Origin of the sequence: Sorangium sp. So ce1014, from assembly GCF_051521505.1 — a bacterium.
GTDB lineage: Bacteria > Myxococcota_A > Polyangia > Polyangiales > Polyangiaceae > Sorangium.
In genome coordinates, this window is the sequence record NZ_CP150356.1 from 10,783,123 (window position 1) to 10,809,920 (window position 26,798).

General features: G+C 71.2%; 25 protein-coding genes. 17 read left to right on the forward strand and 8 right to left on the reverse strand.

Annotated elements, in window-relative coordinates; genetic code table 11:
• Positions 1-10: 10 nt before the first annotated feature.
• Positions 11-703, reverse strand: a complete 693-nt coding sequence (gene rpsC / locus WME75_RS40930; protein ID WP_437482396.1) for a 30S ribosomal protein S3 — start codon at positions 701-703, stop codon at positions 11-13.
• Between the two features lie 17 nt (positions 704-720).
• Positions 721-1,059, reverse strand: coding sequence for a 50S ribosomal protein L22 (gene rplV / locus WME75_RS40935; RefSeq protein ID WP_012240567.1), 339 nt, complete (start codon positions 1,057-1,059; stop codon positions 721-723).
• Between the two features lie 732 nt (positions 1,060-1,791).
• On the opposite strand from rplV, the gene WME75_RS40940 reads away from it, so the two are divergent.
• The 3 genes from WME75_RS40940 to WME75_RS40950 all read left to right on the forward strand — a co-directional run bounded on the left by WME75_RS40940 (position 1,792) and on the right by WME75_RS40950 (position 5,382).
• Positions 1,792-2,481 (forward strand): hypothetical protein, encoded by a 690-nt coding sequence (locus tag WME75_RS40940; protein ID WP_437482399.1) that lies wholly within the window; start codon positions 1,792-1,794, stop codon positions 2,479-2,481.
• 410 nt (positions 2,482-2,891) lie between these two features.
• Positions 2,892-3,725: an SUMF1/EgtB/PvdO family nonheme iron enzyme gene (locus tag WME75_RS40945; protein WP_437482402.1), complete on the forward strand. Its 834-nt coding sequence runs from the start codon at positions 2,892-2,894 to the stop codon at positions 3,723-3,725.
• Between the two features lie 229 nt (positions 3,726-3,954).
• Positions 3,955-5,382: a hypothetical protein gene (locus tag WME75_RS40950; RefSeq protein WP_437482405.1), complete on the forward strand. Its 1,428-nt coding sequence runs from the start codon at positions 3,955-3,957 to the stop codon at positions 5,380-5,382.
• Between the two features lie 92 nt (positions 5,383-5,474).
• Here WME75_RS40950 and WME75_RS40955 read toward each other — a convergent pair whose 3' ends face one another.
• Positions 5,475-6,050, reverse strand: a complete 576-nt coding sequence (locus tag WME75_RS40955; RefSeq protein WP_437482408.1) for a hypothetical protein — start codon at positions 6,048-6,050, stop codon at positions 5,475-5,477.
• Between the two features lie 1,406 nt (positions 6,051-7,456).
• On the opposite strand from WME75_RS40955, the gene WME75_RS40960 reads away from it, so the two are divergent.
• Positions 7,457-8,122 carry a class I SAM-dependent methyltransferase gene (locus WME75_RS40960; protein WP_437482411.1) on the forward strand — a complete coding sequence of 222 codons (666 nt, stop codon included), beginning with the start codon at positions 7,457-7,459 and terminating at the stop codon, positions 8,120-8,122.
• A gap of 80 nt (positions 8,123-8,202) precedes the next feature.
• The gene (locus WME75_RS40965; RefSeq protein WP_437482413.1) at positions 8,203-8,829 is read left to right on the forward strand and encodes a hypothetical protein; all 627 of its coding nucleotides are present in this window, start codon (positions 8,203-8,205) and stop codon (positions 8,827-8,829) included.
• Positions 8,830-8,884: 55 nt separating this feature from the next.
• Here WME75_RS40965 and WME75_RS40970 read toward each other — a convergent pair whose 3' ends face one another.
• Entirely contained in the window at positions 8,885-9,988 is a 1,104-nt protein-coding gene (locus tag WME75_RS40970; RefSeq protein WP_437482416.1) for a PhoH family protein, read from the reverse strand.
• A gap of 356 nt (positions 9,989-10,344) precedes the next feature.
• On the opposite strand from WME75_RS40970, the gene WME75_RS40975 reads away from it, so the two are divergent.
• The 4 genes from WME75_RS40975 to WME75_RS40990 all read left to right on the forward strand — a co-directional run bounded on the left by WME75_RS40975 (position 10,345) and on the right by WME75_RS40990 (position 14,677).
• Positions 10,345-11,991, forward strand: a complete 1,647-nt coding sequence (locus WME75_RS40975) for a porin (RefSeq protein ID WP_437482419.1) — start codon at positions 10,345-10,347, stop codon at positions 11,989-11,991.
• Between the two features lie 183 nt (positions 11,992-12,174).
• Positions 12,175-13,458, forward strand: a complete 1,284-nt coding sequence (locus WME75_RS40980; RefSeq protein ID WP_437482420.1) for a penicillin-binding transpeptidase domain-containing protein — start codon at positions 12,175-12,177, stop codon at positions 13,456-13,458.
• A gap of 428 nt (positions 13,459-13,886) precedes the next feature.
• A complete protein-coding gene (locus tag WME75_RS40985) occupies positions 13,887-14,192 on the forward strand; it encodes a hypothetical protein (RefSeq protein ID WP_129579885.1) in 306 nt (101 codons plus the stop codon).
• Between the two features lie 305 nt (positions 14,193-14,497).
• Complete coding sequence (locus tag WME75_RS40990) at positions 14,498-14,677, forward strand: hypothetical protein (RefSeq protein WP_437482422.1); 180 nt, start codon at positions 14,498-14,500, stop codon at positions 14,675-14,677.
• 131 nt (positions 14,678-14,808) lie between these two features.
• Here the strand turns inward: WME75_RS40990 and WME75_RS40995 are convergent, their stop codons facing one another.
• The 4 genes from WME75_RS40995 to WME75_RS41010 all read right to left on the reverse strand — a co-directional run bounded on the left by WME75_RS40995 (position 14,809) and on the right by WME75_RS41010 (position 20,527).
• On the reverse strand, positions 14,809-15,309 hold the full coding sequence (locus WME75_RS40995; RefSeq protein WP_437482425.1) for a hypothetical protein: 501 nt from the start codon (positions 15,307-15,309) through the stop codon (positions 14,809-14,811).
• Between the two features lie 59 nt (positions 15,310-15,368).
• Positions 15,369-18,419 carry a BamA/TamA family outer membrane protein gene (locus WME75_RS41000; protein ID WP_437482427.1) on the reverse strand — a complete coding sequence of 1,017 codons (3,051 nt, stop codon included), beginning with the start codon at positions 18,417-18,419 and terminating at the stop codon, positions 15,369-15,371.
• A gap of 24 nt (positions 18,420-18,443) precedes the next feature.
• Positions 18,444-19,412 (reverse strand): hypothetical protein, encoded by a 969-nt coding sequence (locus WME75_RS41005; protein WP_437482430.1) that lies wholly within the window; start codon positions 19,410-19,412, stop codon positions 18,444-18,446.
• Positions 19,413-19,537: 125 nt separating this feature from the next.
• Positions 19,538-20,527: a methionyl-tRNA formyltransferase gene (locus tag WME75_RS41010; RefSeq protein WP_437482433.1), complete on the reverse strand. Its 990-nt coding sequence runs from the start codon at positions 20,525-20,527 to the stop codon at positions 19,538-19,540.
• On the opposite strand from WME75_RS41010, the gene WME75_RS41015 reads away from it, so the two are divergent.
• From WME75_RS41015 to atpB, 8 genes are all read left to right on the forward strand, one after another.
• The gene (locus WME75_RS41015; RefSeq protein WP_437482436.1) at positions 20,500-21,321 is read left to right on the forward strand and encodes a cell division ATP-binding protein FtsE; all 822 of its coding nucleotides are present in this window, start codon (positions 20,500-20,502) and stop codon (positions 21,319-21,321) included. The two genes, WME75_RS41010 and WME75_RS41015, sit on opposite strands and share 28 nt — an antisense overlap.
• 42 nt (positions 21,322-21,363) lie before the next feature.
• The gene (locus WME75_RS41020) at positions 21,364-22,257 is read left to right on the forward strand and encodes a cell division protein FtsX (RefSeq protein ID WP_437482439.1); all 894 of its coding nucleotides are present in this window, start codon (positions 21,364-21,366) and stop codon (positions 22,255-22,257) included.
• Entirely contained in the window at positions 22,254-23,267 is a 1,014-nt protein-coding gene (locus WME75_RS41025; RefSeq protein ID WP_437482442.1) for a murein hydrolase activator EnvC family protein, read from the forward strand. The genes WME75_RS41020 and WME75_RS41025 overlap by 4 nt, the downstream gene beginning before the upstream one ends.
• Positions 23,268-23,347: 80 nt before the next feature.
• Positions 23,348-24,121, forward strand: a complete 774-nt coding sequence (gene rph / locus WME75_RS41030) for a ribonuclease PH (RefSeq protein ID WP_437482444.1) — start codon at positions 23,348-23,350, stop codon at positions 24,119-24,121.
• The gene (gene rdgB, locus WME75_RS41035) at positions 24,118-24,741 is read left to right on the forward strand and encodes an RdgB/HAM1 family non-canonical purine NTP pyrophosphatase (RefSeq protein WP_437482447.1); all 624 of its coding nucleotides are present in this window, start codon (positions 24,118-24,120) and stop codon (positions 24,739-24,741) included. Before rph ends, rdgB begins: the two co-directional genes overlap by 4 nt.
• 106 nt (positions 24,742-24,847) lie before the next feature.
• Positions 24,848-25,213, forward strand: coding sequence for an AtpZ/AtpI family protein (locus WME75_RS41040; RefSeq protein WP_437482449.1), 366 nt, complete (start codon positions 24,848-24,850; stop codon positions 25,211-25,213).
• A complete protein-coding gene (locus WME75_RS41045) occupies positions 25,203-25,667 on the forward strand; it encodes an ATP synthase subunit I (protein ID WP_437482452.1) in 465 nt (154 codons plus the stop codon). Before WME75_RS41040 ends, WME75_RS41045 begins: the two co-directional genes overlap by 11 nt.
• Before the next feature lie 206 nt (positions 25,668-25,873).
• Positions 25,874-26,641 carry a F0F1 ATP synthase subunit A gene (atpB, locus tag WME75_RS41050; protein WP_437482455.1) on the forward strand — a complete coding sequence of 256 codons (768 nt, stop codon included), beginning with the start codon at positions 25,874-25,876 and terminating at the stop codon, positions 26,639-26,641.
• Positions 26,642-26,798 lie beyond the last annotated feature (157 nt).

Below are 26,798 nucleotides of genomic sequence, written 5' to 3' on the forward strand. Positions count from 1 at the left end.
TGCAATCCCTCTACTGGATCCGGCGCGCCTTACGCTGCAGGACCTCGCCCTTGAACATCCAGACCTTCACGCCGATGATGCCGACCTTCGTCTTCGCCTCGGCCAGGCCGAACTCGATGTCGGCGCGGAGCGTGTGCAGCGGCACACGACCCTCGCGGTAGGTCTCGACGCGGCTCATCTCGCTGCCGCCGAGCCTGCCGGCGCAGCGCACGCGGATGCCCTTCGCGCCGAACTTCATCGCGGTGGCCACCGCCTTCTTCATCGCCCGGCGGAACGCGATCCGGCGCTCGAGCTGCGTCGCGATGTTCTCGGCGACGAGCTGCGCGTTGGTCTCGGCCTTCCGGACCTCCTGCACGTCGATGAACACCTCGTTGTCCGTGAACGAGGACACGCCGGGGAAGAGGGTCTCGCCCTTAGACGCGGTGCCGATGTTGCCGCTCTTCAGCGTCTCGATCCCCTTGCCGCCCTTGCCGATCACCATGCCGGGGCGGGCGGTGAAGACGATCACCTTCGCGCGGTTCGCGGCGCGCTCGATCTCCACGCCGGCGATGTTCGCGTTGTAGAGGTACTGCTTGATCGCGCGCTTGATGCGGATGTCCTGGTGGAGCCACTTCTGATACGCGGCGCCGTCCTCGTACCACTTGCTGCTCCACGTCTTGATGACACCGACGCGGAAGCCATACGGATGGGTCTTTTGTCCCATATCGGCAGGTCCTCTACTTACTTTCTCTCGTCGACTTCGATGACGATGTGCGACACGCCCTTGGTGATTCGGGTCGCACGGCCCATCGCGCGCGGCCGCCAGCGGCGGTTAAACTTGTTGGGCCCCTTGTCGACGGTGGCCTTGCTGATGAAGAGCGCATCGATGTCGGCGCCCGCCTGCTGGGCGTTCGCGACCGCGCTCTCGATGATCTTCCGCAGGACGGGGGCGCCGCTCTTCTGCGTGAACGAGAGCAGCTGGATCGCCTCGTCCGCGTCGCGACCCCGGACGAGATCGGCGATCATGCGTGCCTTGCGCGGGGCGATCCGCGAAAACATCGCACTGGCTTTGCTTACCATTCGAGACACCTCGCGACACCGGCGGGCGGATTGACTCCGTACCGGGTTTCGGTTCTCTTCGAACCGGTTGCACCGTCGTACGCTTCCGGTCTCAACCCGACGTCCATCGACGTGATCCCCCTTCGCGTCACCGGGGGGGTTCCCACGGCGGCCGAAGGGGCGGAGCTGAGATCGAAGCGCCGTTACGGCTCTTCTACTGGGAGACCGGGAGGACACCCGATCGCCCGGGAAAACGGAGCGCGGTGATTACCAACGGGAAGCTCCGCACGCAAGCGCGATCCTTCCGCGTCCCTTCGATTTGTTTCTCGCGCCCGAGCGACCTGAGCAGTTTTCCAGCTCTTCCTGAACGGACGTCCGGGGCGCCGTCCGTCCGGGGCGCCGTCGCGCGTCGCCCAGGCGTCCGTCGCCCCGTCGCGCGCCCAGTCGCGGCCCTCGTGTCCGGCCGGCCGCCTGGGGCGGGCGCGGTCGCTGATGGTCTCGAAACTTGTTCTTGACATGGAAGAAACGCTGATGAAACAAGCCGTCCCCGGCGGCATGAGCCGGCGAGGACCGGGCGGGTCCGCGACGTATCGACGTCCTGCGGCTCGACCAGGGCGAAGAACAGGATTGCGAGGGGAATAGGAGAGCACCAGGCTCAGTCGAACGTACCAGGCCGGGGGGCCCTTCCCTGACATTGTAGGAGGCAACGTGACCATGCTTGCTCGTCATCGCCATTCTTTCCTCGCGCTTACCTTGATCTTGCCCGCCCTCTACGGCGGCTGCGTCGTGGCCACGGAGGACACCGACAACGACGTGGACCAGACGACCAGCTCCGGCGTCAGCACCAGCTCCTCCACTGGCGGAGGCGACGGGGGAGAAGGCGGCCAGGGCGGCGACGGCGGCGATGGCGGAGAAGGCGGCCAGGGCGGCGACGGCGGCGATGGCGGAGAAGGCGGCCAGGGCGGCAGCGGGGCGTGCATCGAGGCCGAGGACGCTGCAGTCGCTGTCGCCGACTGCGATGAGCTGAACATCGCGCCCGCCCAGGGGGCGACGAGCCAGTGCGGCGACACCGGCGACCAGGTCCCGTTCGGCTACGCGGTCTGCAAGCGCGCCTTCACCATCTACGCCGAGAGCCACGTCGAGGACCTCCTGGACTGCCTGAGCGACATCGGCGTGGAGCGCGCGTGCGACGACCCGCCGGTCAACGCGTGCGTCGAGCGCATGTACGACAATGCCTGCACCGGCCAGTCCGTCGGCGACTGCGACCTTATCGCCAGCTCCTGCGGCACCGACCCGTTCGACACGGCGAAGTGCGCCGCCCAGCTGAACCCCATCAGCGAGGCCGGCTATACGGAGCTCGTCGAGTGCATGAACGACAACCTCGACGTCACCTGCCAGCAAGCGTACGACGGGTGCCTCGTCGAGGTCATCAGCGTGGAGTGAACAGGTCACCGTCGCGGAGGCGAGGCGGGGCGGGGCGGGGCGGGGCGGGGCGAGGACATGGCCCCGGCCCGCTTTGCTCTCGCGGTTCTTTTCCTGCGACATCCAACGTGCACCAGCTGAACTCTGGGCCTCTCCCGAGCTCGCGCCCACCTTAGCGCCCCGGCGTACGCCCCCTCTCCTGTACGCGCCCTCGGGGGACCCCTGAGGGCGGTATTCGGTTGCAAAAAAGGTGGCGGGAAGGGATCCTCGGCTCCGTCGTGGCCAAGGACCTCTCCCGCCCGCGTGTGGCAACTATCCTTCCGCGTTCGTCGGGGGCGCGTCCATACCGCGGCGGTGCCCTGTTTCTTCTCGTCGTCGCGTCGGCCGGCTGCGCGCCGGGGTCGACGACAGCCGAGCAGCTCGCGCCGCGCGTGGTGGCGCGAGCGCCGCTCGAAGGCACCGCCGCCGTCCTCACGGAGCGGCCCATCAAGGCGAAGGGGAGCACGCTCGCTGCCGTCAAGGACAGCGCCGCGATCGCGTCCATGATGGAGCCCGAGACCGGCGCCGCCCAGGTGTCCTCGTCGACGGACAGCGCGCGCTGTCCGGCCGAGATGGCCCTCGTCGAAGATCGCGTGTGCGTCGACCGCTGGGAGAGCGCTCTGGTCGAGCTGACGCCCAGCGGCGAGCGCCCCTGGTCGCCCTTCGATCCGATCGATGGCAGCGAGCGGCGCGTCCGCGCCGTGTCCTGGCCGGGCGTCATCCCGCAGGGCTACATCAGCGGGATGCAGGCGAAGCGAGCGTGCGCGGCGTCGAGCAAGCGCCTGTGCACATCGGACGAGTGGGTGAGCGCCTGCCGAGGCCCCGAGGACACGATCTTCCCCTACGGTACGAGCCGCCAGCTGGGGGTGTGCAACGACGACGAGCGACCGGTGCACCCGGTCGCCGAGATCGCGGCGCTGCTCGATATCAAGTCCGAGGAGCTCTGGACGACGGCGATGAACAACCCGCTCATCAACCAGCTGTCCCACGCGTTGCTCCCGACGGGCGAGCGCGCGGGGTGCACCAACGGCTACGGCGTGTTCGACATGGTCGGCAACCTCCACGAGTGGGTCGATGATCCGCGCGGCACCTTCCGAGGCGGCTATTTCATGGACACGACGCGCAACGGCGAGGGGTGCAAGTACTCGACAACCGCGCACTCCTTCGGCTACCACGACTACTCGACCGGCTTCCGGTGCTGCATGGATCCGGAGCAGGCCGATTAGTGCTGGCCGCACGGCGTGCGGCCGACGGTAGAGCGGCCGCGAGGCGGACGCGGTGCTCGGGGCGATGCGGCGGAGAATCCAGGCGTGCGCCCCGCGCGCGTCCCGCCGCGGAGCGGTGGCCCGCGCTCCGGCTGGGCCGCTCGCGCGCGGCGCGAGCGAGCGCGCGAGTCAACGGCAGCCCGGCGATGCAGCGCAGGAATCCGAGGCGACACCAGTGAAGAGACTGCCGATGGTCGACTCCGGAGTGAGCGCGGCGGCGCGGCGCCGCGCCGCCGCGACCGCCCTTGCCGTCCTGACCGCCCTCCTGGCGATCGGGTGCAGGAAAAAAGAAAGAGCAGAGCCCATCAACGTCCAGCCGCCCCCGGGCGCGGCGTCCGCGGATGAGCTCACCACCGCCATTGGCCAGGCGCGTGGCATCGACTCGGCGCTCGCGCCGTCCTCGACCCGATGGCGACGGGTATTCGTGCTGGACGACAAGCGTGCGGTGGTGACAGGAGAAGTCGAGAACGAGGCGATCGCGCTCGTGACCGAGAACGCAGGCAGGACCTGGCGCTCGCTGCGGCGCCTCCGCGAGGGGTGGTCCACCTGGTCCATCGGCGCCGACGGCGCCACCGTGCTCACCGCCGGCCCGCGCGGTCAGGCTCCCCCGAAGGGCGCGCGCGGCGCTGCAGGGGCGCCGCCCGCGGTGGACTCGCCAAGCCTCTTCTTCGCGCCGTTCGAGGCGAACGAGCTCTCGGCGCCCGCGCCGGTCGCGCTGCCCGAGATGGGCCGCGGAACGCGGCCGCTGGTGAGCTCCGTACCTGCGGTGCTGTCGGCCGAGAGCGCCGTGCTGCTCGTCGAGCCGAAGCCCGGGCGCGCGACCCTCGTCTATGCGGGGCCGCCCGGAGCCGCGCCGGTGCCGCCTGTCCAGCTCCCCGCGCAGGAGCACGCGCTGCCCGTGCCGTATGGCCGCCCGCCGGCGATCCTGTCGGTGCGCGGGCGCAGCCTCCTCGCGCGACCCGTCCCCGAACCGGGGAGGCCGCTCGACGCGCCCCGGATCGTCGAGGGACTCGCGATGAGCCCAGCGGCTACGGCCGCGCTCTCCGCGATACCCGCGTGCGACTTCGCCGGGTGGTCGATCCAGCTCGTGCCTCAGCCGGAAGGCAAGACCGCCGTGGTCGCCATCTCGGCGACGCAGACAGCCGTGCTGAAGCTCCCGGCGAAAGCCGCACCCGAAGCCGCGGTCGGCTGTGCCGCCGATCGGATCATGGTCGAGGTCATCGCACCCACAACCGGAGAGCACACGCTCGCGACGTGCACCCTCGAAGGGACCTGCCTCCTCGCCGAGAAGCCGCCTTTTCGCCCCTGGATGGGGCCGCACGAACGGTCTGTCGCTCTGGCGCCCACACGCGAGGGGGTCGTGGCGGTGCTGACGTCCCGCGCCGCAACGCGATGGGGGCTCCATATCGCGCAATCGCCGGAAGGAGGTAAGATCTACGACGTCCCCAGGGTAATCGGCGAAGACACGGGCGAGCGCGGCCGTATCGAGCTCGGAGCGCTCCTCTCCTTCGGAAATCGACTCTTGATGCTCCTCCAGGCAGACGTCACCGGGACGTCGCGTCGCGGATGGTACGTCACGGCCTCCGAGGACAGCGGGCTCACCTGGAGCCCGCCCTGAGCTCCGTCTCGAACGGGATAGCCATTCTGAACGCAGCGCGTCAGCAAAGCCTCCATCCCATCTGACCCCTGCGTGTGCAGCGGTCTCCAGACCTACTTCGCTGGAGCGGGCGCCTGAGCGACGCGCTTGCGTCCCTTGACGCTCGGCTTCTTCACAGGCGCAGGTCCCGCCGCGGTCTTGCGCGCGTTCGCGCTCGCCTGCTCGGCGGTCTTCGCGTCGCCTGCATAGCGGGCAAAGCGACGGTCGCCCCCCTGGAAGATCCGCTTCTCCAGCTTGAGCTCCTTCAGCGCTGCGGCGGCGCGCGTCTGCGGGATCCCCGCCTGCTTCGCCACCTCGCTCGCGCTGACGCCCGAGCTCGCCTTGACGACGCGCTCGACCGCGTCAAGCGTCTCCTGACGCTCCGCCGAGGCGGCCGGCGACTTGCGCGGGCGGCCAGGCCGGCGCTTCGGCGCGGCACCACGCTTGGCCGCGACGGAAGAGGGTTTGGACTGGACCGCTCCAGGGCGGGCGCGCGAACGGCTGCGACGCGGCGCCGGAGCCGCAGCCGGAACCAACGGCGCTCCCCCCGTCACGGCGCCCAGCTGATTCTTGACGAGCGCGAGGATCGCCTCGTCCGGCATTTTCCGCACGAGGTTTACAATCTGCTGTGAAAAGGCATCGGTCGCCATGTGCTCTCCCTCGTCGCCGAATCCAGCTCGGCGGTTGGATACGACTATGCCGTTGCCACTTGCCTGGTCAAGCGAATTGAGGATAGCCGGCCGTCTTTTCTTTCAATAGGCGCTGCGGGCGGGCTCAATCGGAGAGCTCATTGGACGGCCACGAACGGCTGGGCTGCTTTGCTCGACACGAGCCGAGCGATGAAGCGCCCCACGCGCGTCGATTGATAGCCGAGACCCCTCCCCCGCGCAGGACGGCCCGGGCCGCGCCAATCCCCTCAGCCCCGCTCACGATGCACCGCGGCATTGCGTGTCTCGGGTGCTCGCGGCAGGTCAGGTAAGCACTGTATGAGAACCAAGCCACCCCGCTCCCTTGATCAGGCCCGTCACGGGCGGCAATGCGGGCACGCGCACAACGGCGAGGCGCATCGACCCCGGCCTGGGCCTGCTCACCCCAATCATTGAAGCGCCCCGAGCCGGGTGCGAGCGCCTGGCGACCACACACAGGCGGCCAGCGCCTGGCTACATTGCACGCCCTGGGCGCACGACTGACCTATGCAGGGGCGTGATACGATGCCGCCCGCGGGAGGGGCGCGGCGGGGTAGCTTCGCTATGAGCGCCGGAGGGAGAGGAACCACGGTCGACCCGTGAGCGCCTCGCCTCACGGTCCACGGGGCCACGTGCTCTCGCCGAGACCACCTTTCCTGTCCGCCCGCGGCGCGACCCCGGCGTCTATGCTCGCGCGCCCGCTTCGAGCCCCGCTGCGCCGGATCAAGTCGCCAGCAGCGCGCCGCGAGCCGCTGGTCGAGCTCTTCGCACGACATCCGCTCATCTCCGCGAGATAGCGCTGGCCCCGTGCTCGGCCGCGTCCCGATCGACAGCCAACCCGCCGAGCTCTTCGGATTGACGACTCCACGTCGGCGCCGCCCCGATCCGAGGCACGCTTTCTCGCGCAGCACCGATCTCGACATGAACCCCGCAGCTTCGGCCCGCGGGCGGCGTGGGGTGGCCACCTGGAGCCCGTCGCGCCCGGCAGACCGGTGCGTGTACGCGCGGCCGGTCGGCAGGCCTCTCGTTATAGGAGAGCGCCGAGGAGAGCTCATCGCCGTGCTCGGCCTCTCCGCTCGAGCTCTCCCGAGAGAGCTCAGCCTTCGGCCCGGTGCTCTCGAGCGCGGCGCGCGGGTCGCGCCCCGGGGTGCACGTCCTCTACGACATTGGCGCCCGCCCCAATGGAGGAGGAGGGACGGCGGGGAGATGGCCCGCTCCGCCTCGACTTCTTCAAACGCCTTCCTGTCCATATCCACGCCGACCCAGGATCCACGCCGGCCCCGATCGACGCCGGCCCGGCGGTCGGACGAGATTGACCAGCCGCCGACAATCGGTTGACATGCGCGTCCGCCGCGGAGAACGATGCGCGCATGTCGCTGGTACGCGTGCTCGAACCCGAGGTGATGGATACCGACGAGGACGCGCGGGCCTACGACAGCATGGACCACGCCGCCGTGAACACGGCGTTCTGCGACGCTCTCCTCGCCCACGTCCCCGATCTCGCATACGCCCTCGACGTCGGCACAGGGACGTGCCTGTTGCCCATCGAGCTTTGCAAGCGCGTGCCGACAGCGCGGATCAAGGCGATCGATCTCTCCGCCTCGATGCTCGATCTCGGGCGCCGCCACGTCGAGCAGGCCGGGCTCACCGGCGCGATCGCGCTCGCCCTCGAGGACGCCACGGCGCTGCCCGAACCGGACGAGACGTTTTCAGCCGTCCTTTCGAACAGCATCGTCCATCACATCCCGGAGCCGATGCGGGTCATGCGCGAGATGCTCCGCGTCCTCCGACCCGGCGGGGTCCTGTTCGTGCGAGATCTGGTCCGTCCGGACGACGAGGCGTCGGTGGCCGCCCTCGTCGGTACGTATGCAGCGAACGATACGGCGTACCAGCGAGCCCTCTTCGACGCATCGCTGCGCGCCGCGCTCTCGCTCGTGGAGGTCCGGGAAATCCTGCGCTCGCTCGGGATTCCCCCCGAATGCGCGCAAATGACGAGCGACCGGCACTGGACCCTGGCGTTCCGCGCGGCCTCCTGATCCGGAGGCGCCGCGCCTCGACGACGCGGGCCTGTCAAATCGACGGGACGGCCGGCCCAGCACGTAATAGAAGCGTCCGCGTGAACGCCACCGGAACACGAGCCCGCCGGACGCGCGGCGGTGCCCCCGCGCTCCTCCTGTCCTTCGCCATCGCTCTCCTCGCGGCCTGCGAGGAGAGCCCGCCGCGCCCGGGCGAACCGGAGCGACCAGCGCCCCCGCCGCCCCAGCCGAGCGCGGCGGTCGCGCAGCCCGCGGCCAGCTCGGCCGCCACGGAGATGCCGAGCGCAGGCGCGCCGGGAGACGCGGGCGATCCCAAGGGCGCGCCCGCATGGCAGGGGACGTGGGAAGGGCGCTACGACGCCAAGAAAGGCAGCGTCGTGCTGCCCCCCAAGGTCAAGGACGCCGTGCGCCAGAAGGACGACGGCAAGCTGGCCACCGGCCCAGGAACGGTGACGCTGACCATCGAGCCGAGCGGTGAGCTGAAGGGCACCGCGAAGGGCGCGCTCGGTGACGCAACGATCGTCGGAAAGGTCGAGGACGGCATGGTCCGCGCCTCGGTCTTCCCCGAAGATCCGCGCGCGCCGAACGCGATGACCGGCATCCTCGTCGGCGAGCTGAAGGAGAACGTCATCGACGGCCGGCTCCGGGTGACCGGACCCGACGCCATGCTCGTGCGCGAATCCCCCGTGGAGCTGAAGAAGAAATGATCAGCTCCGCTGGATGAGAACGCCGGCGCCGGCGTCTCGTCCAGCGGCATCGCCGTCAGCGCGCTTCGCCAGCTCCGCCCGACTCGCCCGCCGCTCGGCCCTGCGGTGCAGCCCCCGCCTCGCCGGCCTCGCCGGCGGCGCCGCCGCGGCCACGACCCGCCTCGCTCCGTCGCGCCTCGCGCTGGCGGGCCACCTCGGCGTCCCGCTGCTCGTACGCCACGATGATCCGCTGCACGAGCGGGTGGCGCACGACGTCGACCTCGGTGAACGAGCAGATCGCGATCCCCTCGATCCCCGCGAGCAGCTCGCGCGCCTCGGCGAGGCCGCTGCGCGCGCCGTGCGGGAGATCGACCTGCGTGACATCGCCGGTCACCACGGCGCGCGAGGCGTAGCCGAGGCGCGTGAGGAACATGCGCATCTGGTCGCTCGTCGCGTTCTGCGCCTCGTCGAGGATGACGAAGCAATCGTTGAGCGTGCGGCCGCGCATGAAGGCGAGCGGGGCGACCTCGATCTGACCGCGCGTCACGAGGCCTTGCGCCTTGTCCGCGTCCATCATGTCGTGGAGCGCATCGTAGAGCGGGCGCAGGTAGGGATTCACCTTCTCGGCGAGATCGCCGGGCAGGAAGCCGAGCCGCTCTCCCGCCTCGACGGCCGGACGGGTCAGGATGATCCGCTTGACGCGGCGCTCGAGCAGGGCGTGGACCGCCATGGCCATCGCGAGGTACGTCTTGCCCGTCCCCGCCGGCCCGATGCCGAACGTCATGTCGTTCGATCGGATCGCCTGGATATAGCGCTTCTGCGCCAGCCCCTTCGCCGAGATCGGCCGGCGGCGCGCCGAGATGAGGACGACGTCCTCGAACAGATCGCGCAGGGTCATCCCGGGGTCGTCCCGGAGCGCCTGCACCCCGCGGACGTAGTCCTGCGGGTCGAGGACCACGCCGCTCCTCAACATCTGCGCGGCCTCCGCCAGGCACCGCTCGGCGAGCGCGACCTTGTCCGCATCCCCGGCGAGCCGGATCGTGTTGCCTCGGACGCCCGACTCGATGCCAAGAGTGCGCGCGATGAGCTTGAGATTCTCGTTCCCTGGCCCGGCGAGGGCCACCAAGGTGCTGTTGTCGAGCACCTCGACATCCGCCGTGATCCGCACGCTGGTCGTCATCGCGTGATCCTTCCCCGCCTTTGCCCCGGCGCTCCGCCGCCGGTACGTGCCGTCCTCCCATGAACGGGCCCTTGACTACACCCACCTCTCACGCGACTGTCCTGCCCGCTCGCCCTGTGACCTACGCAGAATCGTAACGTCCTGGTCATAATCTCGCGGTGAAATGCGTGGGATATCGGGCGCGCGGGCGAGCCGCGCACAGGGAGAACTGCATGAGGTTAGCTACATCGGCGCTGCTGGGCATGACTGTTACGCTGTCGGGCCTTTCGGCGCTAGCACAGCCTGGGCCCCAGGGCCCAGCGCAACCGGCTCCGGCGCCGCCACCGGCGGCAGCCCCGGCACCGCCCGCCGGCGCGGTGCCGCCCGCCGGCGCGGTGCCGCCCGCCGGCGCGGTGCCGCCGCCGCCCGCTACCGCCCCGGCGCCCGCTCCGCCGCCGGATCCGGTGCCGCCTCCGGCAGCGGAGCTGCCGCCTCCGCCTCCTCCTGGAGCAGCAGCGACCGCCGCAGTACCGCCGCCGCCGGCGCAGGTGTTCGCGCCGACCGCCGAGGCCGCGGTCGTGACGGAGCAGCAGCCGCTGGCCGGCTGGCACGGCGGCTTCTTCCTGCGGGACGCCAACGACACCTTCCGGCTGTACCCGAAGGGGCGGATGCACCTCGATTTCGCCAGCAGCTTCGGCAGCGGGGTCTCGGACGTGAAGGCGGCCGACGGGGGGAACGCGTTGCAGCCGCGCTTCTTCGTCCGCCGCGCGCGGCTGGAGCTCGACGGCGAGCTCCTGAAGCGATGGTCGTTCAAGCTCGACGTCGACTTCGCCGGCCAGCCGCTCGGGAACGCCAACGGCAGGAGCGAGACCTCCGCCGCGCCGGCGGGCGCTGAGCCGACGGCCGAGAGCGCGCGCTTCGCCGCGGTCCAGAGCACGAGCGCGAGCGCCTCGCTCGCCGACGTCTGGATCAACTACTCGGTCATGCCGGCGCTGAACTTCATGCTCGGACAGTTCAACTCCCCCTTCGGGATGGAGACCCAGACGAGCAGCAACAGCATCACGTTCATGGAGCGCAACATCGCCATGCGCAGCTTCGCCCACCCCGAGGGCAAGAGCATCGGGTTGATGGCGTGGGGCGACGTCGCCGACAAGATGTTCTCCTACGGCATCGGCGTGGTCGCCGGCGACGGCCAGAACCGGCCGGGCGTCGATGCGCCGCCCGATTTCATCGGCCGCGTGTTCGCCCGCCCGTTCGCCGGCGACAGGAAGGGGCTGCTCGCCAAGGCGCAGATCGGCCTCAGCGCACAGCACGGAGAGCGCGACCAGGGCTACGTGGGCTACGACTACGCGCCCATCAGGACGGGGCAGGGGTACACGCTCTGGAGCGGCGGCTACAGGGATTCGCTGCAGCGGCAGATCCACGTCATCCCGTCGGGGGCGCAGAACGCGATCGGCGGCGAGCTCCGGCTGCCCATCAAGATGGTCGAGCTCCGGGCCGAGGCGTATTACCTCGCGAACAACACGCGCGAGGCCGTGGAAGGCTATCAGCTCACCAACACCGAGCGGCTCGGCCAGGTGAAGGGCCTCGGCTGGTACGTGCAGCTGTCCGCATGGCCCGTGGGCGACGCCTTCGTCACCGGCGATCCCGGGTACAGCCCGCGCCCCGCGAAGGTCGATCTGGCGAAGGAGCCCGAGAAGCCGAGGTCGGGGCTCGAGGTCGCGGCGCTGCTCGCGGGGATCCATGCGACGTACGACGGCGCGTCCCGCCGCGGCAGCACGCACGACGAGAACACGCCGGGCGCCGAGGGCGGGCCGGGCACCGACCTCAAGGTCATGCAGCTCGGCCTCGGCGCCAACTACTGGCATACAAAGAACGTGCGGCTCAGCGTGAATTACAACGCCTACCTGACGCCGGGCAGCGGCTCGGACGAGAACCTCCTCCGGGTGCCGGGCAACACCTTGAAGCGGGCCGACGCGCACGCGCTGCACGAGCTCGGCGCCCGGCTCGGCCTGTCGTTCTAGCCCCGCAGCGCCGCCCTCCCCGCCGCGACCGGCGCTCCGGCCGCGGCCCTCGATCGTTTGCCCTCCAACGAAATTTGCCGCCAGAGCATCCTGGGCGCACGGCCCGCGGCGCGCGACGCCCGCAGGCGGAATGGCGCGCCTCAATTTTGGCCCAGCACACCGCGGCAGGGTACCCGTCGGGCCATGCGCGAGATGCGTCAGTGGATCGCCGTCGGTGCAGCCGTGGGGCTCGTGGCCGTGACCCTCCCCATGCTGCGCGAGCACGACGTAAAGCTCGGAGGGCTGCTCGCCAAGAAGACGATCGCCGGCGCGCCGAAGATCACACGGACCGTGACGCCGCCGCCGCTCACGGACCTCGACCTCACGCGCATCGACGACCGGAGGAGCCCGCCGACGGCGCCGGCGCACACCGGCCGCGTCGCGGAGCTGACCCTCGACCCGATGTACCAGCGCGCGGCGATCGGCTTCCTGCGGGCAGGCCAGGTCCCGGAGGGCGCGGTCGTGATGACCGATATCCGCACCGGGAAGGTGCTCGTCTGGGCGAGCTACGTGCACGAAGGCGCGCTGCACGACGTCGCCGCCGAGGCCACCGCGCCGTCGGCGAGCATCTTCAAGGTCGTGACCGGCACCGCCCTCATGGAGGCCGGCCTGAGCCCGAGCACGAAGCAGTGTTATTCGGGCGGCGAGCACTCGATCCGGCCGGCCGACATGATCGACAACAAGCGACGCGACAAGTACTGCGCGACGCTCACGCAGGCGATGGGCCGGAGCATCAACACGGTGTTCGCGCGGCTCGCCGCCAAGAACCTCGACCACGAGAAGCTCGGCGCCGTGGCCGCGAAGCTCGGCTGGGGGCAGGACACGCCGTTCGACGTCAAGATCGCGGCGAGCACGATCTCGCTGCCGGAGGACGAGCTCGGCTTCGCGCGCACCGCGGCCGGCTTCTGGAACACGACGCTGTCGCCGTTCCAGGGGGCGAACCTGGCGACCACCGTCGCCAACGGCGGCGAGATGATCCGGCTCCACGTCGTGTCGAGCGTGAAGGACGAAATCGGCGAGATCTACCAGGGCGCGAGCGAGCGGCAGGTGCTCAAGCGGGTGATGGACGAGAGCACGGCGAGCGCGGTGACCGCGATGATGGAAGCGACGGTGGATAACGGCACGAGCTACCGCTCGTTCCACGATCGCAACGGTCGCGCCTACCTCCCGGATATCCGCGTCGCCGGCAAGACCGGGACGCTCACGAAGCCGGGGCCCGAGGGGCCCTTCTACACCTGGTTTGTCGGCTTCGCCCCGAGCCGCAAACCGGAGGTCGCGATCTCCGTGATGGTCGCCAACGCCCCGAAATGGCGAGTGAAAGCGACCAACGTCGCGTGCGACATGCTCCGCACCTACTTCGCGGACAAGGGCGCGCCCGGCGTGACCGATCCGACCAACCGGACCAGCTCGACCGCCCACCGGCGATGACGCGGACACCTGGACGAGCCGCCGAGCCGCAGTGCGCCAGGCCCGCCTGGCACGCACCGCAGCGCAGCAGCGGCCGGGCACAGCGAAGAGCGCCCGGACCGAGGCGCCTCGACCCCCAGTGCAGCCCGACCGGGCTGGATGTCAGGCAGACCACAACGTAGGCTGCGCGACCCTGCCTCGAAGCTGAGATCGTTCGCCAGGATTCCGCCCTGATCGCGATCCGGCGATGAGGACGAGCGGTCGATGGGCCTGCTCGACGGCCGGCAGGGTCTGCAGGACCGTTGTACGCCCGCGAGGACGATCGATTTATAGAACTTTTCCGCCCAGGGCCGGCCGCCCACCACCGGCTCGCCGTCCGCGGTGCGAAGGTCCGGGCCGCTCCGATGCAGCCGGACACCCTGGGCCAGGGTGGGACCTAGTTGCGAGAGGTGCTGCTTGTGCAGCTTGTGCTCGGCCGAGATCTGCGTGCTAGCATCTCTGTTGTGCAGGTTGTGCTCCGCAAGCTCGGCCGGGGATCGCGCGCAGTCGTTGGCCGGCTCGTCCGTGCACCACGGAAAGGCTCGGTCATCGTCATCGAGTTCTCCGACGGAATGCATGAATACGTGACGACGCCGGTCAAGCGCGTATTGCGGCTCGCCGGGCGCGAAGTCTTCTACATAGAGACCGTGAACTCCCGGTACCGCCTCGAGGTGCGCGGCCGCGAGGTCGCGCTGGACGGCGCGGTCGGCGGCTGAGCGCGGCCGGATGCGCCGGGAGCCGCGCGGATCCCGCGTCGAGGTAACGCCCGCAGCCCCTGCGCCCTGCGAACCAGGGCTCGCCAACGGACGGCCCGACGGAGCGCCGTACTGCACACTCGTCTAGCGCAAGAACTGCGTTTTCGAGCGCATTGCCCCTTGCGCTTCCATTCGCTCTTGGGCAGAGTCCCGCTCCCTTTGAGGGGCCCCGCGGTAGGCCATCCACCGGTGCAGGATGGGGCTCGCCTGGCGAGCTGTCGTCACGATGCCGCGCCCGCGCCCCGACCGTGAGGAGATTGAAGCAGATGGGCAAGCGCGATCGCCGCCAGTCGATGAAGATGAAGCGCCGCAAGGCGCAGACGGCCAAGAAGGAGCGCGCCAAGCGCAGCAAGCTGTCGCGGGCCACGACCGAGGTCGCCGGCAAGGCGAAGAAGCCCCGCGCCTCCAAGGGCGCCGCTCCCGCGAGCCCTTCCCCGGCTTCTTGACGGGTGCATGGCCGGTTCGCCGGCCACACGCGGGGCCGCCGCTGCGGGGCGGCCCGAGCGATCACCGACACCCCGCCCGCGCCGCGCTGACCCAGCGCGCGGCCTAGAGTCGCCCGGTCCAGCGGCGGCGCTCACTCATCACGAATGACACGCGTGTGAAGGCTCAGGCCGGGTTGCCGGCCCGGGTCGCTCGCCGCCTCGCCGGCTGCCTTCTCCTTCGGCGGGGGCTCGCCGAGGAGCCCGGTGTCGCCGTGTCGTCGCTCCTCGCCGACCAGCTCCCAGTGGCCTCGCTCGTCGCGCCAGCGCTGCGCGACCCGGGTGGTGTGGACCGTGGCCTCGTCGTTCCGCAGCCAGAGGACATCGAGGTAGACCTCGGCCTCGTCGCGCTGGGTCATCTCGAAGCCGCCGAACTCCACGTCGACGACCCGCAGGCGCGTGCCCCAGTCGGCGTGGCGGCTCATGAAGTCCTGGCGCGCCTTCGACCCGACGCGCTCGAGCGCGACATCCATGCGGCCGAACCGGGCCGCCGTGTTCATCTCGAGCGCCGCCTCGGTGAGGCGCTGGGAGCTGCTCGGGACGATGCCGCAGCCGGCGAGGTGGACGAGGCTCAGGGCGAGGAGGAAGCGGCGCATGGCCGAGCACCGTGGGCGAAGGGGTCGGCACGGGCAAAGTTTCCGGCCGGGCGCGGCGCTCAGAACGAGTTCGTCGCGACGAAGTAGAGCTGGCCACCGGGGATCGCGAGCGGGCTCAGGCCGTACGCGTACCCGAAGCGCAGCTGCGAAGAGAGGACGTACCCGAGCGTCAGGCTCAGCCACACCTCGCCGCCGATCGAGGTGTGCAGCTGGGGCGAGTAGAGCAGGCTCTTCTGCGTGAAGAGCGCGAGGTCGTCCGTCTCGAAGCGGTTGAATGCGCCGCCGTGGTCGAGGAAGAGGCTCGCGTCGATGCGGCGCAGGTAGAGCGGCAGCGTCGAGAGGCCGCGATCGGGCTGCAGGAGGGGCACGCGGTACTCGAACGTCTGCGAGAAGTACGAGCGACCCGCCATCACGCCCGGCGCATAGCCGCGGAGCGTGAACGAGCTATTCGTGACCCCGGTGAGCAGGGTGTCGACGAGCGTGAGGTTCTCGAGATCGTACCCGCCGACCGCGTAGGTGGCGCCGCGAGGGAAGTTGCCGCCGGAGACCGCCCCGGCGACGCGGAATGCGAGGGTGTGGTCGCCTGACCAGGGCATCGCGACGTACGCGCTGAGGGCCGTCGAGAACGCGTAGGTCGTATAGCTGCTGGCCGTCTCCGGGCCGGCGTAATCGAGGCCAGCGTTGAGCGAGAGCCCGCGCGACGCGCCGGCAGCGTCGATCGAGCCCTCGGCGTTCGAGAACCCGTAGCCGAGGTGCGCGAGGTTCAGCGTGCCCTGCGGCGGGAGGACGGTCCGGGGCGCGTACGGGTCAAGCTTGTTGCCGATGGGGAGCTGCCCCTTGAAGGCGACGCTGCTGAACGATGCGCTCAGGTTCTGCCGCGAGAACTCGCCGCGGATCGGGTAGCTGACGCCCGAGACGATCCCGATCGATCGCTCGTCGTAGGTGACGTTGCGGCCGTTGATGCGGTAGCCGCTGCGCGGCGACATGGCGTAGTACGCGCGGACGCCGAGATCGATGGGCAATCGCCCGTAAGTGTACCCGAAGAGGACGGTCGGGGCCGGCGCGTCCGGCTGCACGGTGAGCTCGCCGAAGACCCCGTGGCGACCGACGATGTCGGAGCCGGTCACGCTCACGGTCAGCGCGTTCGATCCATAGCTCCCGGGCGCGTAGTCGAGCGTGATCGCGCGCGGCGCGAGCGTCGGAAACGGGCTGTAGGGGGAGCGCTCGAGCCGCACCGCCGAGGGCTCGGTCGCGGGATCGGGGCGGTCGGTCGGGGGCGGCGGCGCCGGGAGGAAGCGCGCCGGGTCGAGCGGCATGACGAAGAGATCGTGGCCGCGGGAGGTATATCCGACATAGACAAGTGTCTTTCCATCGGGGCTGATCGCCGGATGGAAGGCCCCGAGTCTGACGTTGGTGACCTGCCGCAGCGTGCCGGCCGAGAGCGCGTAGGCGTAGACGTTCTGGATGCCGGTGCGGTCGGAGGTGAAATAAAGCGTCTCGCCGTCGGGCGACCAGACCGGGCTCATCTCGGTGGCGCGATCGCGCGTCACCTGGCGGTAGCTGCCGGTGGCGACGTCCACCACGCGGATGTCGCGGTAGCCGCCGGCGGTCCAGACGCTGTAGGCGAGGCGCTTGCCGTCGGGAGAGAACGACGGGGAGTAGGCCTGCTCGAAGCGGGCGCTCGGCACGAGATCGCGCCGCTCCGAGAGGGCGCCGTCCCGGGAGAGCCGCGCGATCTCCAGGTAGCGGGTGCCCTTGCTGTTGAGCGAGAAGGCGACGAGATCTCCGGTCGGGCTCACGTCGGGGGCCGAGGAGCGGAGGCCGCGCGTCAGCCGGCGCCGCGCGGGCTCGTCGCCGTCGGGCGCCTCCTCGCCGCGCGGAAGGAAGACCAGGTCGTGACGATAGTACTGATTGCGCCACGGCATGAGGGCCGTGAAGATCAGGTCGCCGGCCGGCGTGAACGCCGGTCGCGAGGCCGCGTTGGTGCGCGCGACAAGCGCCTCCTGGCGCTCGGCCCCGGGCGCAGGCGCGGCGAGCGAGAGGCGGTAGATGCCGGGGCGGGCGCGGCCGTCGTCGCGGAAGTAGACGATCTCGTCCGCCGCGGTCCGGCGCGCGACGGGCGGAACGAACCGCGGGTAGTAGACGGTGCGGCCGTGATGGGTGAGCCGCGTGCCTTCGCGGAGACCGCGCGCCTCGACGGCCGCCATCTGCTCCCGGTAGAGCCCGCGGAGGTGGTCCTTCCAGCCCTCGTAGAGCTCGACGTAGGTCTTGCCGGTCACACGGCGGATGGCGCGGTTGATCCCCCACGGGATGATCGACGCGCCGTAGTCGGCGGAGACGGCGCGCATCGTGTTGGGCCCGTAGACGTCGATGATCCAGCCCAGGAACCTCGATCCGTAGAGGTACCAGAGGGTGCCCTGCGGCCAGCGGAACGGGGAGCTCGAGATCTGATCGAGCCCCGCGATGTTGTCCTCGAGCACGTCGGCGCGCAGGTACATGTCGAACGTGGTCGAGCGCATCCGGCCGCCGGTCGTGTGGTTGCTCTCGCTCACGACGGCGAGCCCCTCGATGATCCACCGCGGCTGCACCTGGTTCGGCGAGAACGACTTGCCCACGATCGCGTTCAGGATCGCGGGGATCCCGGAGGTGTTGTCGAGGTGCGCGATGTGCGTGAACTCGTGCGTGAGCAGGTCGAGGTACCAGTCGTCGTAGTCGCCGAGCGTCGACATGTCCTCGGGCCCCGACACGAGGAGGTGGATCGCGTTGTAGGGGAGCGTGCCGGCCGATCCGTTCGCGATCTCCGAGTCGTCGGTGATCACGATCTCGGTGCGGCCCTGCGGGGCGTAGCCGAGCGTGTGCTCGACGCGCCCGTAGATCGTCTCGGCGAGCGAGGCGATGCGCGCCGCGACGGGCTCGAGGCCCTGCGGATGGTGCACGCGGAAATGCGCGGTCTCGAAGGTCCAGAACGCGAGATCGGGGTCGCCTGTCGCCCGGGCGGGACGCGGCGCGAGGAGCAGCAGCGCCGCAAGGGCGACGGCGGAGAGGACGGAGGCTACGCGGTGGAGCGGCCGGCTCGCTCGCGAGCCGGGGCGCGCGTTAAAACGGTTCACCAGGATCGAGGCGACGTTGCGGCGTCAGAGGTCGTCGTAGAAGAGCGGCTCCCTGTTGCGCGTGAACCGGGAGACGAGCTGGCGGCCCTCCGCCGAGATCTGCGTGATCCGGGCGCCAAAGCCCGGCTCGGCCGAGTCCTTCGAGCCGCCGGCCTCGCGCGTCCACCGGACCGCCGCCAGCGCGGTGAACTCGTAGTCGCCCGGCAGGCGGACACGCAGGCTCACGACGGAGCCGGTCGGCGGGATCTTGTAGGTCGCAACGAAGATGCCGCCGTGCTCGATGACGTCGTTGCCAGCTAGGCCCTTGTAAAAATTCGACGGGGTCAAAGCGCCGAGCTCGACGTCGACAACGGCAGCGGGCGTGCGGTTGTCAACCGACGGCTGCGTGGCCTGGGGCGGCGGTGCTCGGTGCGCGTCCGCAGCCGGGCGGGAGGCGGCGGGGCGAGCGGGCGGGGCGGGCGCCGGTGCATGCCGTGACGGCTGCGGCGAGGGCAGCGTCTGCTGGAGGGGCACAGGGGCGGCCACCGCGACAGGCGGCGGTGCCACGGGCGCAGGGGCGGCCACCGCGACGGGCGGCGGTGCCACCGCGACGGGCGGCGGTGCCACCGCGACGGGCGGCGGTGCCACCGCGACGGGCGCAGGGGCGGCCACCGGAGCCGGCGCTGGCGCGCCGGCAGCCTGCGCTCTGCTCAGCGCGTGCACCTTGCTCAGCGAGGAGGCGACGTGCTCCATCAACACGTCGACCACCGGATCCGCCACCGTGATCCTCTGCAGGCGGTTCAGGACGTCGCGCACATGGCCTAACGCGATCTCGCTGCCGTCGAGGGTCTGCCCCCCGGAGCGCTCGACGCGATGCATGATGCCCATCGCCTGCGCAATCGGTTCGGCGAGCGCCTCGATTTCCGGCGACACTCCCCCGTTCGACTGGAGCGCATTGAGCGCCGATGCAAGCAGTTCGCGGGCGCTTTTCGCAAGCTGCGCGGGTTCCGACATGAATCCTCCGAGGGGCGCATCCTACGCGGTCGCGCGCGCGTAGGTTCAGGATTCGATGGCCCGCGCGCCGACCAGGCGACCCCGCCGGCGCCACGGCCGCCCGCCGAGCGCGCCCCGGCCGGCGGTCACCCGCTCGGCGCGCCCGATGCGCCCGACGAAACGAGCGCCGCGAGCTCTCCCGCCGACGCCGGCTCGCCATCGATCTCCCCCTCCAGCAGCGCGACGGCCGTGTCGCCGGTCCGCACGAGGACCACCCCGCCCTCAGCGACCGCCTCGCCCGGCGCGAGCGCCTCGGGGAACCTCGGCGCCGGCGCGGCCCGCAGGACGATGACGCAGGCGCCCTCGATCTCGGTCCACGCCCCCGGCGCCGGGGCGAGGGCGCGGATGTGCCGCAGCACGCGCTCCGTCGGCCAGGACCAGCAGATGGCGCACGCCTCGTCGTCCGGCGCGGGCGCCTCCGTCGCGAGCGCCGGATCCTGGGCGAACCCCGCCACCTCCTCGCCGCGCGCGAACCGGGCGACCGTGCGTCGCAGGACGCGCAGGCTCGGCCGGTCCAGGGCGCGGGCGAGCTGCCACGCGGTCCACGCCGGATCGATGAGGAGCCTCTCCTGCTCCAGGATGTCGCCTGTGTCGTACTCCGCCTCGATCCGGTGCGCCGTGACGCCGCTCTCGGCGTCGCCCGAGGCGATCGCCCAGAAGGTGGGATCCGGCCCGCGATGACGCGGGAGCAGGGAGGGATGCACGCCGATGCCGCCGAGCCGCGCCGCCGTCACGAGCGACATCGGCAGGCGCGTGGTCCAGAACCAGCTGACGAGGAGGTCGGGCGCGAGCGCCTCGACGCGCGACCCGAGCTCGGGGCGCTCGACGTCGGGGCGCAGGAGGAGGCGCGCGCCGAAGACCCGTCGGGCGCGGCGGAGCCCCACCGCGTCGGCGCGGCTGATCGCGGCGAGGACGATCTCGTGGCCGTCGCCGTGGAGCAGCAGCGCGGCCAGCGGGAGGCCGAAAAAGACGACCCGGAGAGGACGCTCGCCCGGGCGTCGGCCGAAAAGTTTTCCGTGTCCGAGCAGGCTGATAGGTGAAGGGTCCGATGGCGGCGCCCCCTCCGCAAGGCTCATTTCGTCCGGCGCTCCGGCCCGGTCACCGCTACGACGCGTCCGCCGCGCGACGGCCAATCCTCGTCTTCGAGGACGTATATAAGTCCTACCGCGCGGATCAGCCGGTGCTCCGCGGGATGTCGCTGTCGATCGAGCGGGGCGAGTTCGTGTTCATCACCGGCCCGAGCGGCTCGGGCAAGAGCACGCTCCTCCGGCTCGTGCACCGCACCGAGCGCGTCGACGACGGCCGGATCCTGTTCCTCGGCCGGGACATCGCGCGCCTGACCGACGCGTCGATCCCCGCGCTCCGGCGCAACATCGGCTTCGTGTTCCAGGATTTCAAGCTGGTCCCGAGCTGGACGGTCTTCGACAACGTGGCGATCGCGCTCGAGGTGCTCGGCCTCCCGTCGCGCCTGCTGCGGACCCGGGTAGGCGAGGCGCTCGAGCGTGTCGGTCTGTCGGGGCGCGGCGGTGACCGGGCGCAGGTGCTGAGCGGCGGCGAGCAGCAGCGCGTCTCGATCGCGCGGGCGATCGTCGGGGAGCCGGCGCTGATCCTCGCGGACGAGCCCACGGGCAACCTCGACCCGCAGCTCGCGATCGATCTGCTCGGGCTGTTCGAGGACATCCACGAGATCGGCACGACGGTCCTGTTCGCGACGCACGACCGGACGCTGCTCGACGTGCGCCCGCGGCGCGTCGTGGTGCTCGACGACGGGAAGGCGACGGACGTGCCGCACGGCCTCGGGTCCGGCGGCGAGCTCGTAGGCGACGACGACGCGGACGAGATGGACAGCGGCGTGCGCGGCGCAGCGTAGCGCCGAGCGCGCCGCATCATGCGACGGGGATAAGGGAACGGGATGCAGACCAGCGAGCGTGACGATCGGCGGAGAAGGCTTCGCACCTGGCGGGCCGGGAGGAGCGACTGGCGCCTGCAGGCGCTGTCGATCTTCTCGCTCGCGGTGGCATTCGTCTGCCTCGCGTCGGCCCTCCTCGTGGTCACGAACCTCATGGCCGTGCGCGATCGCTGGTCGCGCGCGGGCCGCGCCACGGTCTACCTGCTCGACAGCGCGACCGAGGCGGAGACCGCGGAGCTCACCCGCGCGCTCGAGGGCACGCAGGGGGTCAAGAAGGTCCGGCTCGTGACGAGCGCCGAGGCGCGCCGCGAGGTGGTGCACGACGACGGCGACAAGGCCCTCGCCGCGCTGCCCCTGAGCGCGTTCCCCGCGTCCCTCGAGGTCGGCTTCACCGAGGAGATCTCCGACGAGGCGCTCGCGTCGATGACCGTGAAGCTGCGCGCCCTGCCGGCCGTGGACACGGTGGAGACCTACCAACGCTGGACGGAGCGGCTCTCGTCGCTCCTCGGCGGCGGCGTGGCCGCGAGCACCTGCCTCGCGGCGATCGTCCTCTGCGCCGTCGTCAGCGTCATCGGCTCGACGATGCGCCTCCTCCTGCACCGCCGGAAGATCGAGGTCGAGGTGCTGAAGCTCGTCGGCGCGACCGACGGCTTCGTGCGCCGGCCGTTCATCGTCGAGGGCGCGACGCAGGGGGCGGCCGGCGCGGCCGGCGCGCTGCTGATGCTGGGCGCGCTGTTCATGATGGTGCGGGGCCGCTTCGATCACGAGCTCGCCAACCTGCTCGGCGTCTCGCCGTCGTTCCTGCCCTGGCCGGTCGCGCTCGGGATGGTCGCCCTCGGCGCCACGCTCGGCGCCGCGACCGCGGTGCTCACGCTGCGCAAGATGGTGGCCGTGTGAGGCGCCGCGCCCGGCTCGCGCCGATCGCGCTGGCGCTCCTGACCGGCGCGGCGACCAGCGGCGCCGAGGTCCCGGCGGCCTATGCCCCGGCGGCTCCCCCGCCCTCCGTGGCGACGCGGGCCGCGGCGGCGCGCCCGAGCTCGGCGCTGGCGGAGAACGATCTCGACCGGCTGCTCGCGAAGCTCGACGCCGAGGAGAAGGCGCTGCGCGCGGAGCTCGACTCCATCGGCCCCGCGCTCGAGCTCACCCGCCGCCGGATGGTCGCGCGCGGCCGCGCGTACTATCGCCACATCCGCGCCGGCTTCCTCCCGGTGGGCGGCGGGTTCGACGCGCTGGTCGACCACGCCGCCCGCGTGGAGCGCACCCGGCTCGCCTTGGAGCGCGACCTCGCCCGCGAGGCCGACCTGACCCGGCGCAGCGCCGAGCTCGCGGACCGGCTCACGCACCTCGGCGCGGAGCGCGCGCCCCTCGAGGTGCACCGCGAGGCGATGAACCGCGCGCGGGTCGCGCTGGCCCAGGAGGAGGAGCGCCGCGCCGCGTTCGGGCGCGCGTTCGAGACGAGCGTGCGCCCCGACTACCTCGCGATCTACGGCGCGGACACCGGGCCCGCCGAGCTCGATCGCCGCGCCGGCTTCCGCTCGCTCCTGGGTCGGCTCCCCTTCCCGATCGCCGGCCGCGCGGAGGTGCGCAAGGTGTCGCGCCGCGGCGCCGGCGGGCCCGGCGTCGAGCTCACCGCGCTGGACGGCGCGCCGGTCCGCAGCGTGGCCGCGGGGCGGGTGGCCTTCGCCGACACCTACGCGGACTACGGGCTCACCGTGATCGTCGATCACGGCGAGCGGCACTACTCGGTGTACGCGAGCCTCGGCGCCGCGGACGTGCGCGCCGGCGATCAGCTCCCGGGCGGGGCGCGGGTGGGCACGGTCGCGAGCGGGCCGGACGGCGCGAGGCTCTACTTCGAGCTGAGGCGCGGCGCCGAGGTGATCGACCCGGGCCCCTGGTTCGGGATGTAGCGCCGCCGGGCCGCACGGCGCCTCGCGCGCGGCCGCGAGGCGAGCCCGTGCGTCGCCCGAGTTGTGCTAAGGCGGCCCTCGTGAATCGCCCTGACGGCCGCGCCCTCGACGCCCACCGCCCCGTGGAGATGATCCTCGGGTTCCACCGCAACGCCGAGGGCTCCGTCCTCTACCGCGCCGGGAGGACGGTCGTGCTCTGCACGGCGTCGGTCGAGCCCACGGTGCCCGCCTGGATGATGGGCAAGGGCAAGGGCTGGCTCACGGCCGAGTACCAGATGCACCCGCGATCGAGCCCGGTCCGCAGGGAGCCGCGCGACGGGCGGGGCAAGGCCCCGAGCGGGCGCACGCAGGAGATCCAGCGGCTCATCGGGCGCGCGCTCCGGGCGGCGATCGATCTGAAGCAGCTCGGCGAGCAGACGATCGCGATCGACTGCGACATCCTCGAGGCGGACGGGGGCACGCGGACCGCGTCGATCACCGCCGGGTTCGTGGCGCTCGCGCTGGCGCTCGACCGGATGCGCGCGGCCGGGTCGCTCGAGGGGCCGGTGCTCCGCGATCAGGTGGCGGCGATCAGCGTGGGCCACCTTCCGGGCGGGCTCGCCCTCGATCTCGTGTACACCGAGGACAGCGCGGCGCGCGTCGACATGAACGTCGTGGCGACGACGGTCGGCTCGGTCGTGGAGGTCCAGGCGACGGCCGAGGACGAGGCCATCCCCCGGACGGAGCTCGACAGCATGATCGACCTCGCGCTCGCGGGCGTGGCCTCGCTCGCGAGCGCGCAGCACCGCGCGCTGAGCGACGCCGGCGTCGATCTCTCCGCGCTATTTCTGACGGACCACTGGAGGATCGCGTGAGCCGGGAGCGGCTGCGCCTGCTCGCCGCGACCTCGAACCGGGGGAAGCTCGCGGAGCTGCGATCGCTGCTCGCCGATCTCCCGATCGAGGTGCTCTCGCTGGCGGAGGTGCTGCCGGACGCGCCGCCGGTGGTCGAGGACGGCGCGACGTTCCTGGACAACGCGCTCCTCAAGGTGCGCGCCGGGGTGCTCCGGTCGCAGATGGTGACGCTCGCCGAGGACTCGGGGCTCGAGGTGGACGCGCTCGGCGGCCGGCCGGGCGTGCGGTCCGCCCGCTTCGCGGGGGAGAGCGCGACCGACGCGGAGAACAACGAGGCGCTGCTCTCGGCGCTCGCGCACGCGGCGGACGACGCCCGTCGAGCGCGCTTCCGTTGCGTGATGGTGCTGCTCGATCCGCGATCCGAGGAGCAACCCGTCGTGACCGAAGGGCGCTGCGAGGGATGGATCGGCAGAGCGCCCAGGGGTACGGGCGGCTTCGGCTACGACCCGCTGTTCGTCGTGGAAGCGTACGGACGGACGATGGCTGAGCTCGACGAGGCCGAGAAGAACCGCGTGAGCCACCGCGGCAGGGCCGCGCAGGCGATGCGATCCGCGCTCGAGGCGCTTGTCGCGCGGCGGTAGGCGGTGCGCCTCCGGCGCAGGCGCCCGACGGCGGTTGACCCCGTCCGGGACCGCTTGTAATCGCGACCGGAGGCACCCAGGTACCACCGGGTGATCGGATCCCCTGATGAAGCAGGATTGGAAGGCCGTCGGGAGCTACGGGACCGTCGGTCTCGAGGTGGTGCTCTGCATCATGCTCGGCCTGTTCGTCGGCCGCTGGCTCGACGCGAAGCTCGGGACGGATCCGTTCCTCTCGGTGCTCTGGTTCTTCTTCGGCCTCGGCGCCGCCGGCAAGGCGGTCCACCGGGCGTGGAAGGAGATGCAGATCGCGGCGGCGAGGGAGGAGCGCGAGCAAGGGAACCCCGCGCCGATGTTCGACGACCGCAAGGCGCGACAGGACGAGCGCGCGGACGGCGACCGCCGGGCGGACTCGATCGATGTCGTCCCCTACCCCGACGAGCGGCCGCCCGCGAAGGAGCACGATGAACGCTGAGCGAAGACCCGAGACGCGCGACGGCGAGCCGCCGCACGAGGAGCCCGACGCGGACGGACCGCCCGGCCTCGGGGACGCGACCATGCGGGCCGTGCTCCGCTGGGTCGCCGGCACCGCCGCGGTCCTGTCCGTGGCCGCGCTGCTCGCGTACGGCGCGCGCGCGGCGCTCGGCGTCGGCATCGGCGGCGCCATCGCCACGGCGAACCTGTACGTCTTCGCGCGCATCGTCGACGCGTTCCTCTCGCGCAGGGGCCACACCGTCTCGTGGACGGTGATCGCGATGGTGAAGCTCACCGGCCTGATGGGCGGCGTCTGGCTCATCCTGAAGAGCGATCTCGTCTCGGGGGTCGCCCTGATGGTCGGCTACGCCTCGCTCGTGGTCGGCATCAGCCTCGGGACCTTGTTCGGGCCGAAGCCCCCGGCAGACGGGGCCCCGCCGGGCGCTCGCGGCTGAGCCCCCGCGGCGACCGGCGCCGCCGCGAGCGACCCGCGCGCGATGCGGCGGCAACTCGGCGCGCTCCAGGGTGCCCACCGTAAAGGAGTTGTGGTAGAGGCGAGGCCCCCTCGACCGAGGGCGGACTCCCCCAAGGCGCGCCGGCGCGCGCGGCCGTGCCGGCACAGCCGCGCGGCTGCCAGCGCGGCGCATCGACGACGAAAGCCATGCCTGAGCACACAGGGTTCCTCACCTACCTCCTGGCGCAGCTCCCCGGACTCCGGGAGAACGCTCGCAACATCGGCAAGACGTTCATCGGTCACCACACGGTGGATTACCGCGGGACCGAGCCGATCTTCATGAGCCTCCTGATCATGGTGCTGTTCGTGCTGCTCGCCAGCGAGGTGCGCGGACAGTACCGGCGCCTGAACGAGTCCGTGGTCCCCGAGGACAAGCTCACGCTGCGCACGTTCTTCGAGGCGTTCTTCGGCTACTTCTACGGGATGGCTCGGGATGTGATGGGGCCCGAGAACGCGAAGCGGTACTTCCCGCTCATCGGGGGCTCGGCCGCGTTCATCTTCTTCTCGAACGCGTCGGCGCTGATCCCGGGGGTGAACCCGCCGACCTCGAACCTGAACGTCACGATCGGGTGCGCGGTCGTGGTGTTCGTCCTCTTCAACTACTACGGGCTGAAGGAGAACGGCTGGGGCTACATCGCCCACCTCGCCGGGCCGAAGTGGTACCTGGCGCCGCTCATCTTCCCCATCGAGGTCATCTCCACCTGCGTCCGCCCGGTCACGCTCTCGATCCGGCTCATGCTCAACATCGGGGTCGACCACCTCGTGGCGAGCATCTTCCTCGGGCTCATCGCGCTGTTCGTCCCGGTGCCGCTCATGTTCCTGGCGATCATCGTCATCGTCGTGCAGACGCTTGTGTTCTGTCTGCTGAGTTGCATCTACATCGGGCTCGCGACGGAGAAGGCGGACCATCACTGATCACTGCGCCTGACCGCTCGGTCAGGGATCACCCGGCGCCGCGGAGAACGGCGCTGGAGGATGAAGAGAAGGCTAGCCAGCCCTCGAAAATCGGATTAGAGGGGCCCCGCTGTCGATGGGTTGCCCCAGAGCGGTGGGTGGATCGCGCGAGCGCATC

Excerpts from the sequence above, each read along its gene's own strand:
- rpsC (WP_437482396.1), bottom strand. The coding sequence starts at position 703 with ATGGGACAAAAGACCCATCCGTATGGCTTCCGCGTCGGTGTCATCAAG.
- rplV (WP_012240567.1), bottom strand. The coding sequence starts at position 1,059 with ATGGTAAGCAAAGCCAGTGCGATGTTTTCGCGGATCGCCCCGCGCAAG.
- WME75_RS40950 (WP_437482405.1), top strand. The coding sequence starts at position 3,955 with ATGGTCGACTCCGGAGTGAGCGCGGCGGCGCGGCGCCGCGCCGCCGCG.
- WME75_RS40955 (WP_437482408.1), bottom strand. The coding sequence starts at position 6,050 with ATGGCGACCGATGCCTTTTCACAGCAGATTGTAAACCTCGTGCGGAAA.
- WME75_RS40960 (WP_437482411.1), top strand. The coding sequence starts at position 7,457 with ATGTCGCTGGTACGCGTGCTCGAACCCGAGGTGATGGATACCGACGAG.
- WME75_RS40970 (WP_437482416.1), bottom strand. The coding sequence starts at position 9,988 with ATGACGACCAGCGTGCGGATCACGGCGGATGTCGAGGTGCTCGACAAC.
- WME75_RS40980 (WP_437482420.1), top strand. The coding sequence starts at position 12,175 with ATGCGCGAGATGCGTCAGTGGATCGCCGTCGGTGCAGCCGTGGGGCTC.
- WME75_RS40990 (WP_437482422.1), top strand. The coding sequence starts at position 14,498 with ATGGGCAAGCGCGATCGCCGCCAGTCGATGAAGATGAAGCGCCGCAAG.
- WME75_RS40995 (WP_437482425.1), bottom strand. The coding sequence starts at position 15,309 with ATGCGCCGCTTCCTCCTCGCCCTGAGCCTCGTCCACCTCGCCGGCTGC.
- WME75_RS41005 (WP_437482430.1), bottom strand. The coding sequence starts at position 19,412 with ATGTCGGAACCCGCGCAGCTTGCGAAAAGCGCCCGCGAACTGCTTGCA.
- WME75_RS41015 (WP_437482436.1), top strand. The coding sequence starts at position 20,500 with ATGGCGGCGCCCCCTCCGCAAGGCTCATTTCGTCCGGCGCTCCGGCCC.
- WME75_RS41010 (WP_437482433.1), bottom strand. The coding sequence starts at position 20,527 with ATGAGCCTTGCGGAGGGGGCGCCGCCATCGGACCCTTCACCTATCAGC.
- WME75_RS41020 (WP_437482439.1), top strand. The coding sequence starts at position 21,364 with ATGCAGACCAGCGAGCGTGACGATCGGCGGAGAAGGCTTCGCACCTGG.
- WME75_RS41040 (WP_437482449.1), top strand. The coding sequence starts at position 24,848 with ATGAAGCAGGATTGGAAGGCCGTCGGGAGCTACGGGACCGTCGGTCTC.
- WME75_RS41045 (WP_437482452.1), top strand. The coding sequence starts at position 25,203 with ATGAACGCTGAGCGAAGACCCGAGACGCGCGACGGCGAGCCGCCGCAC.
- atpB (WP_437482455.1), top strand. The coding sequence starts at position 25,874 with ATGCCTGAGCACACAGGGTTCCTCACCTACCTCCTGGCGCAGCTCCCC.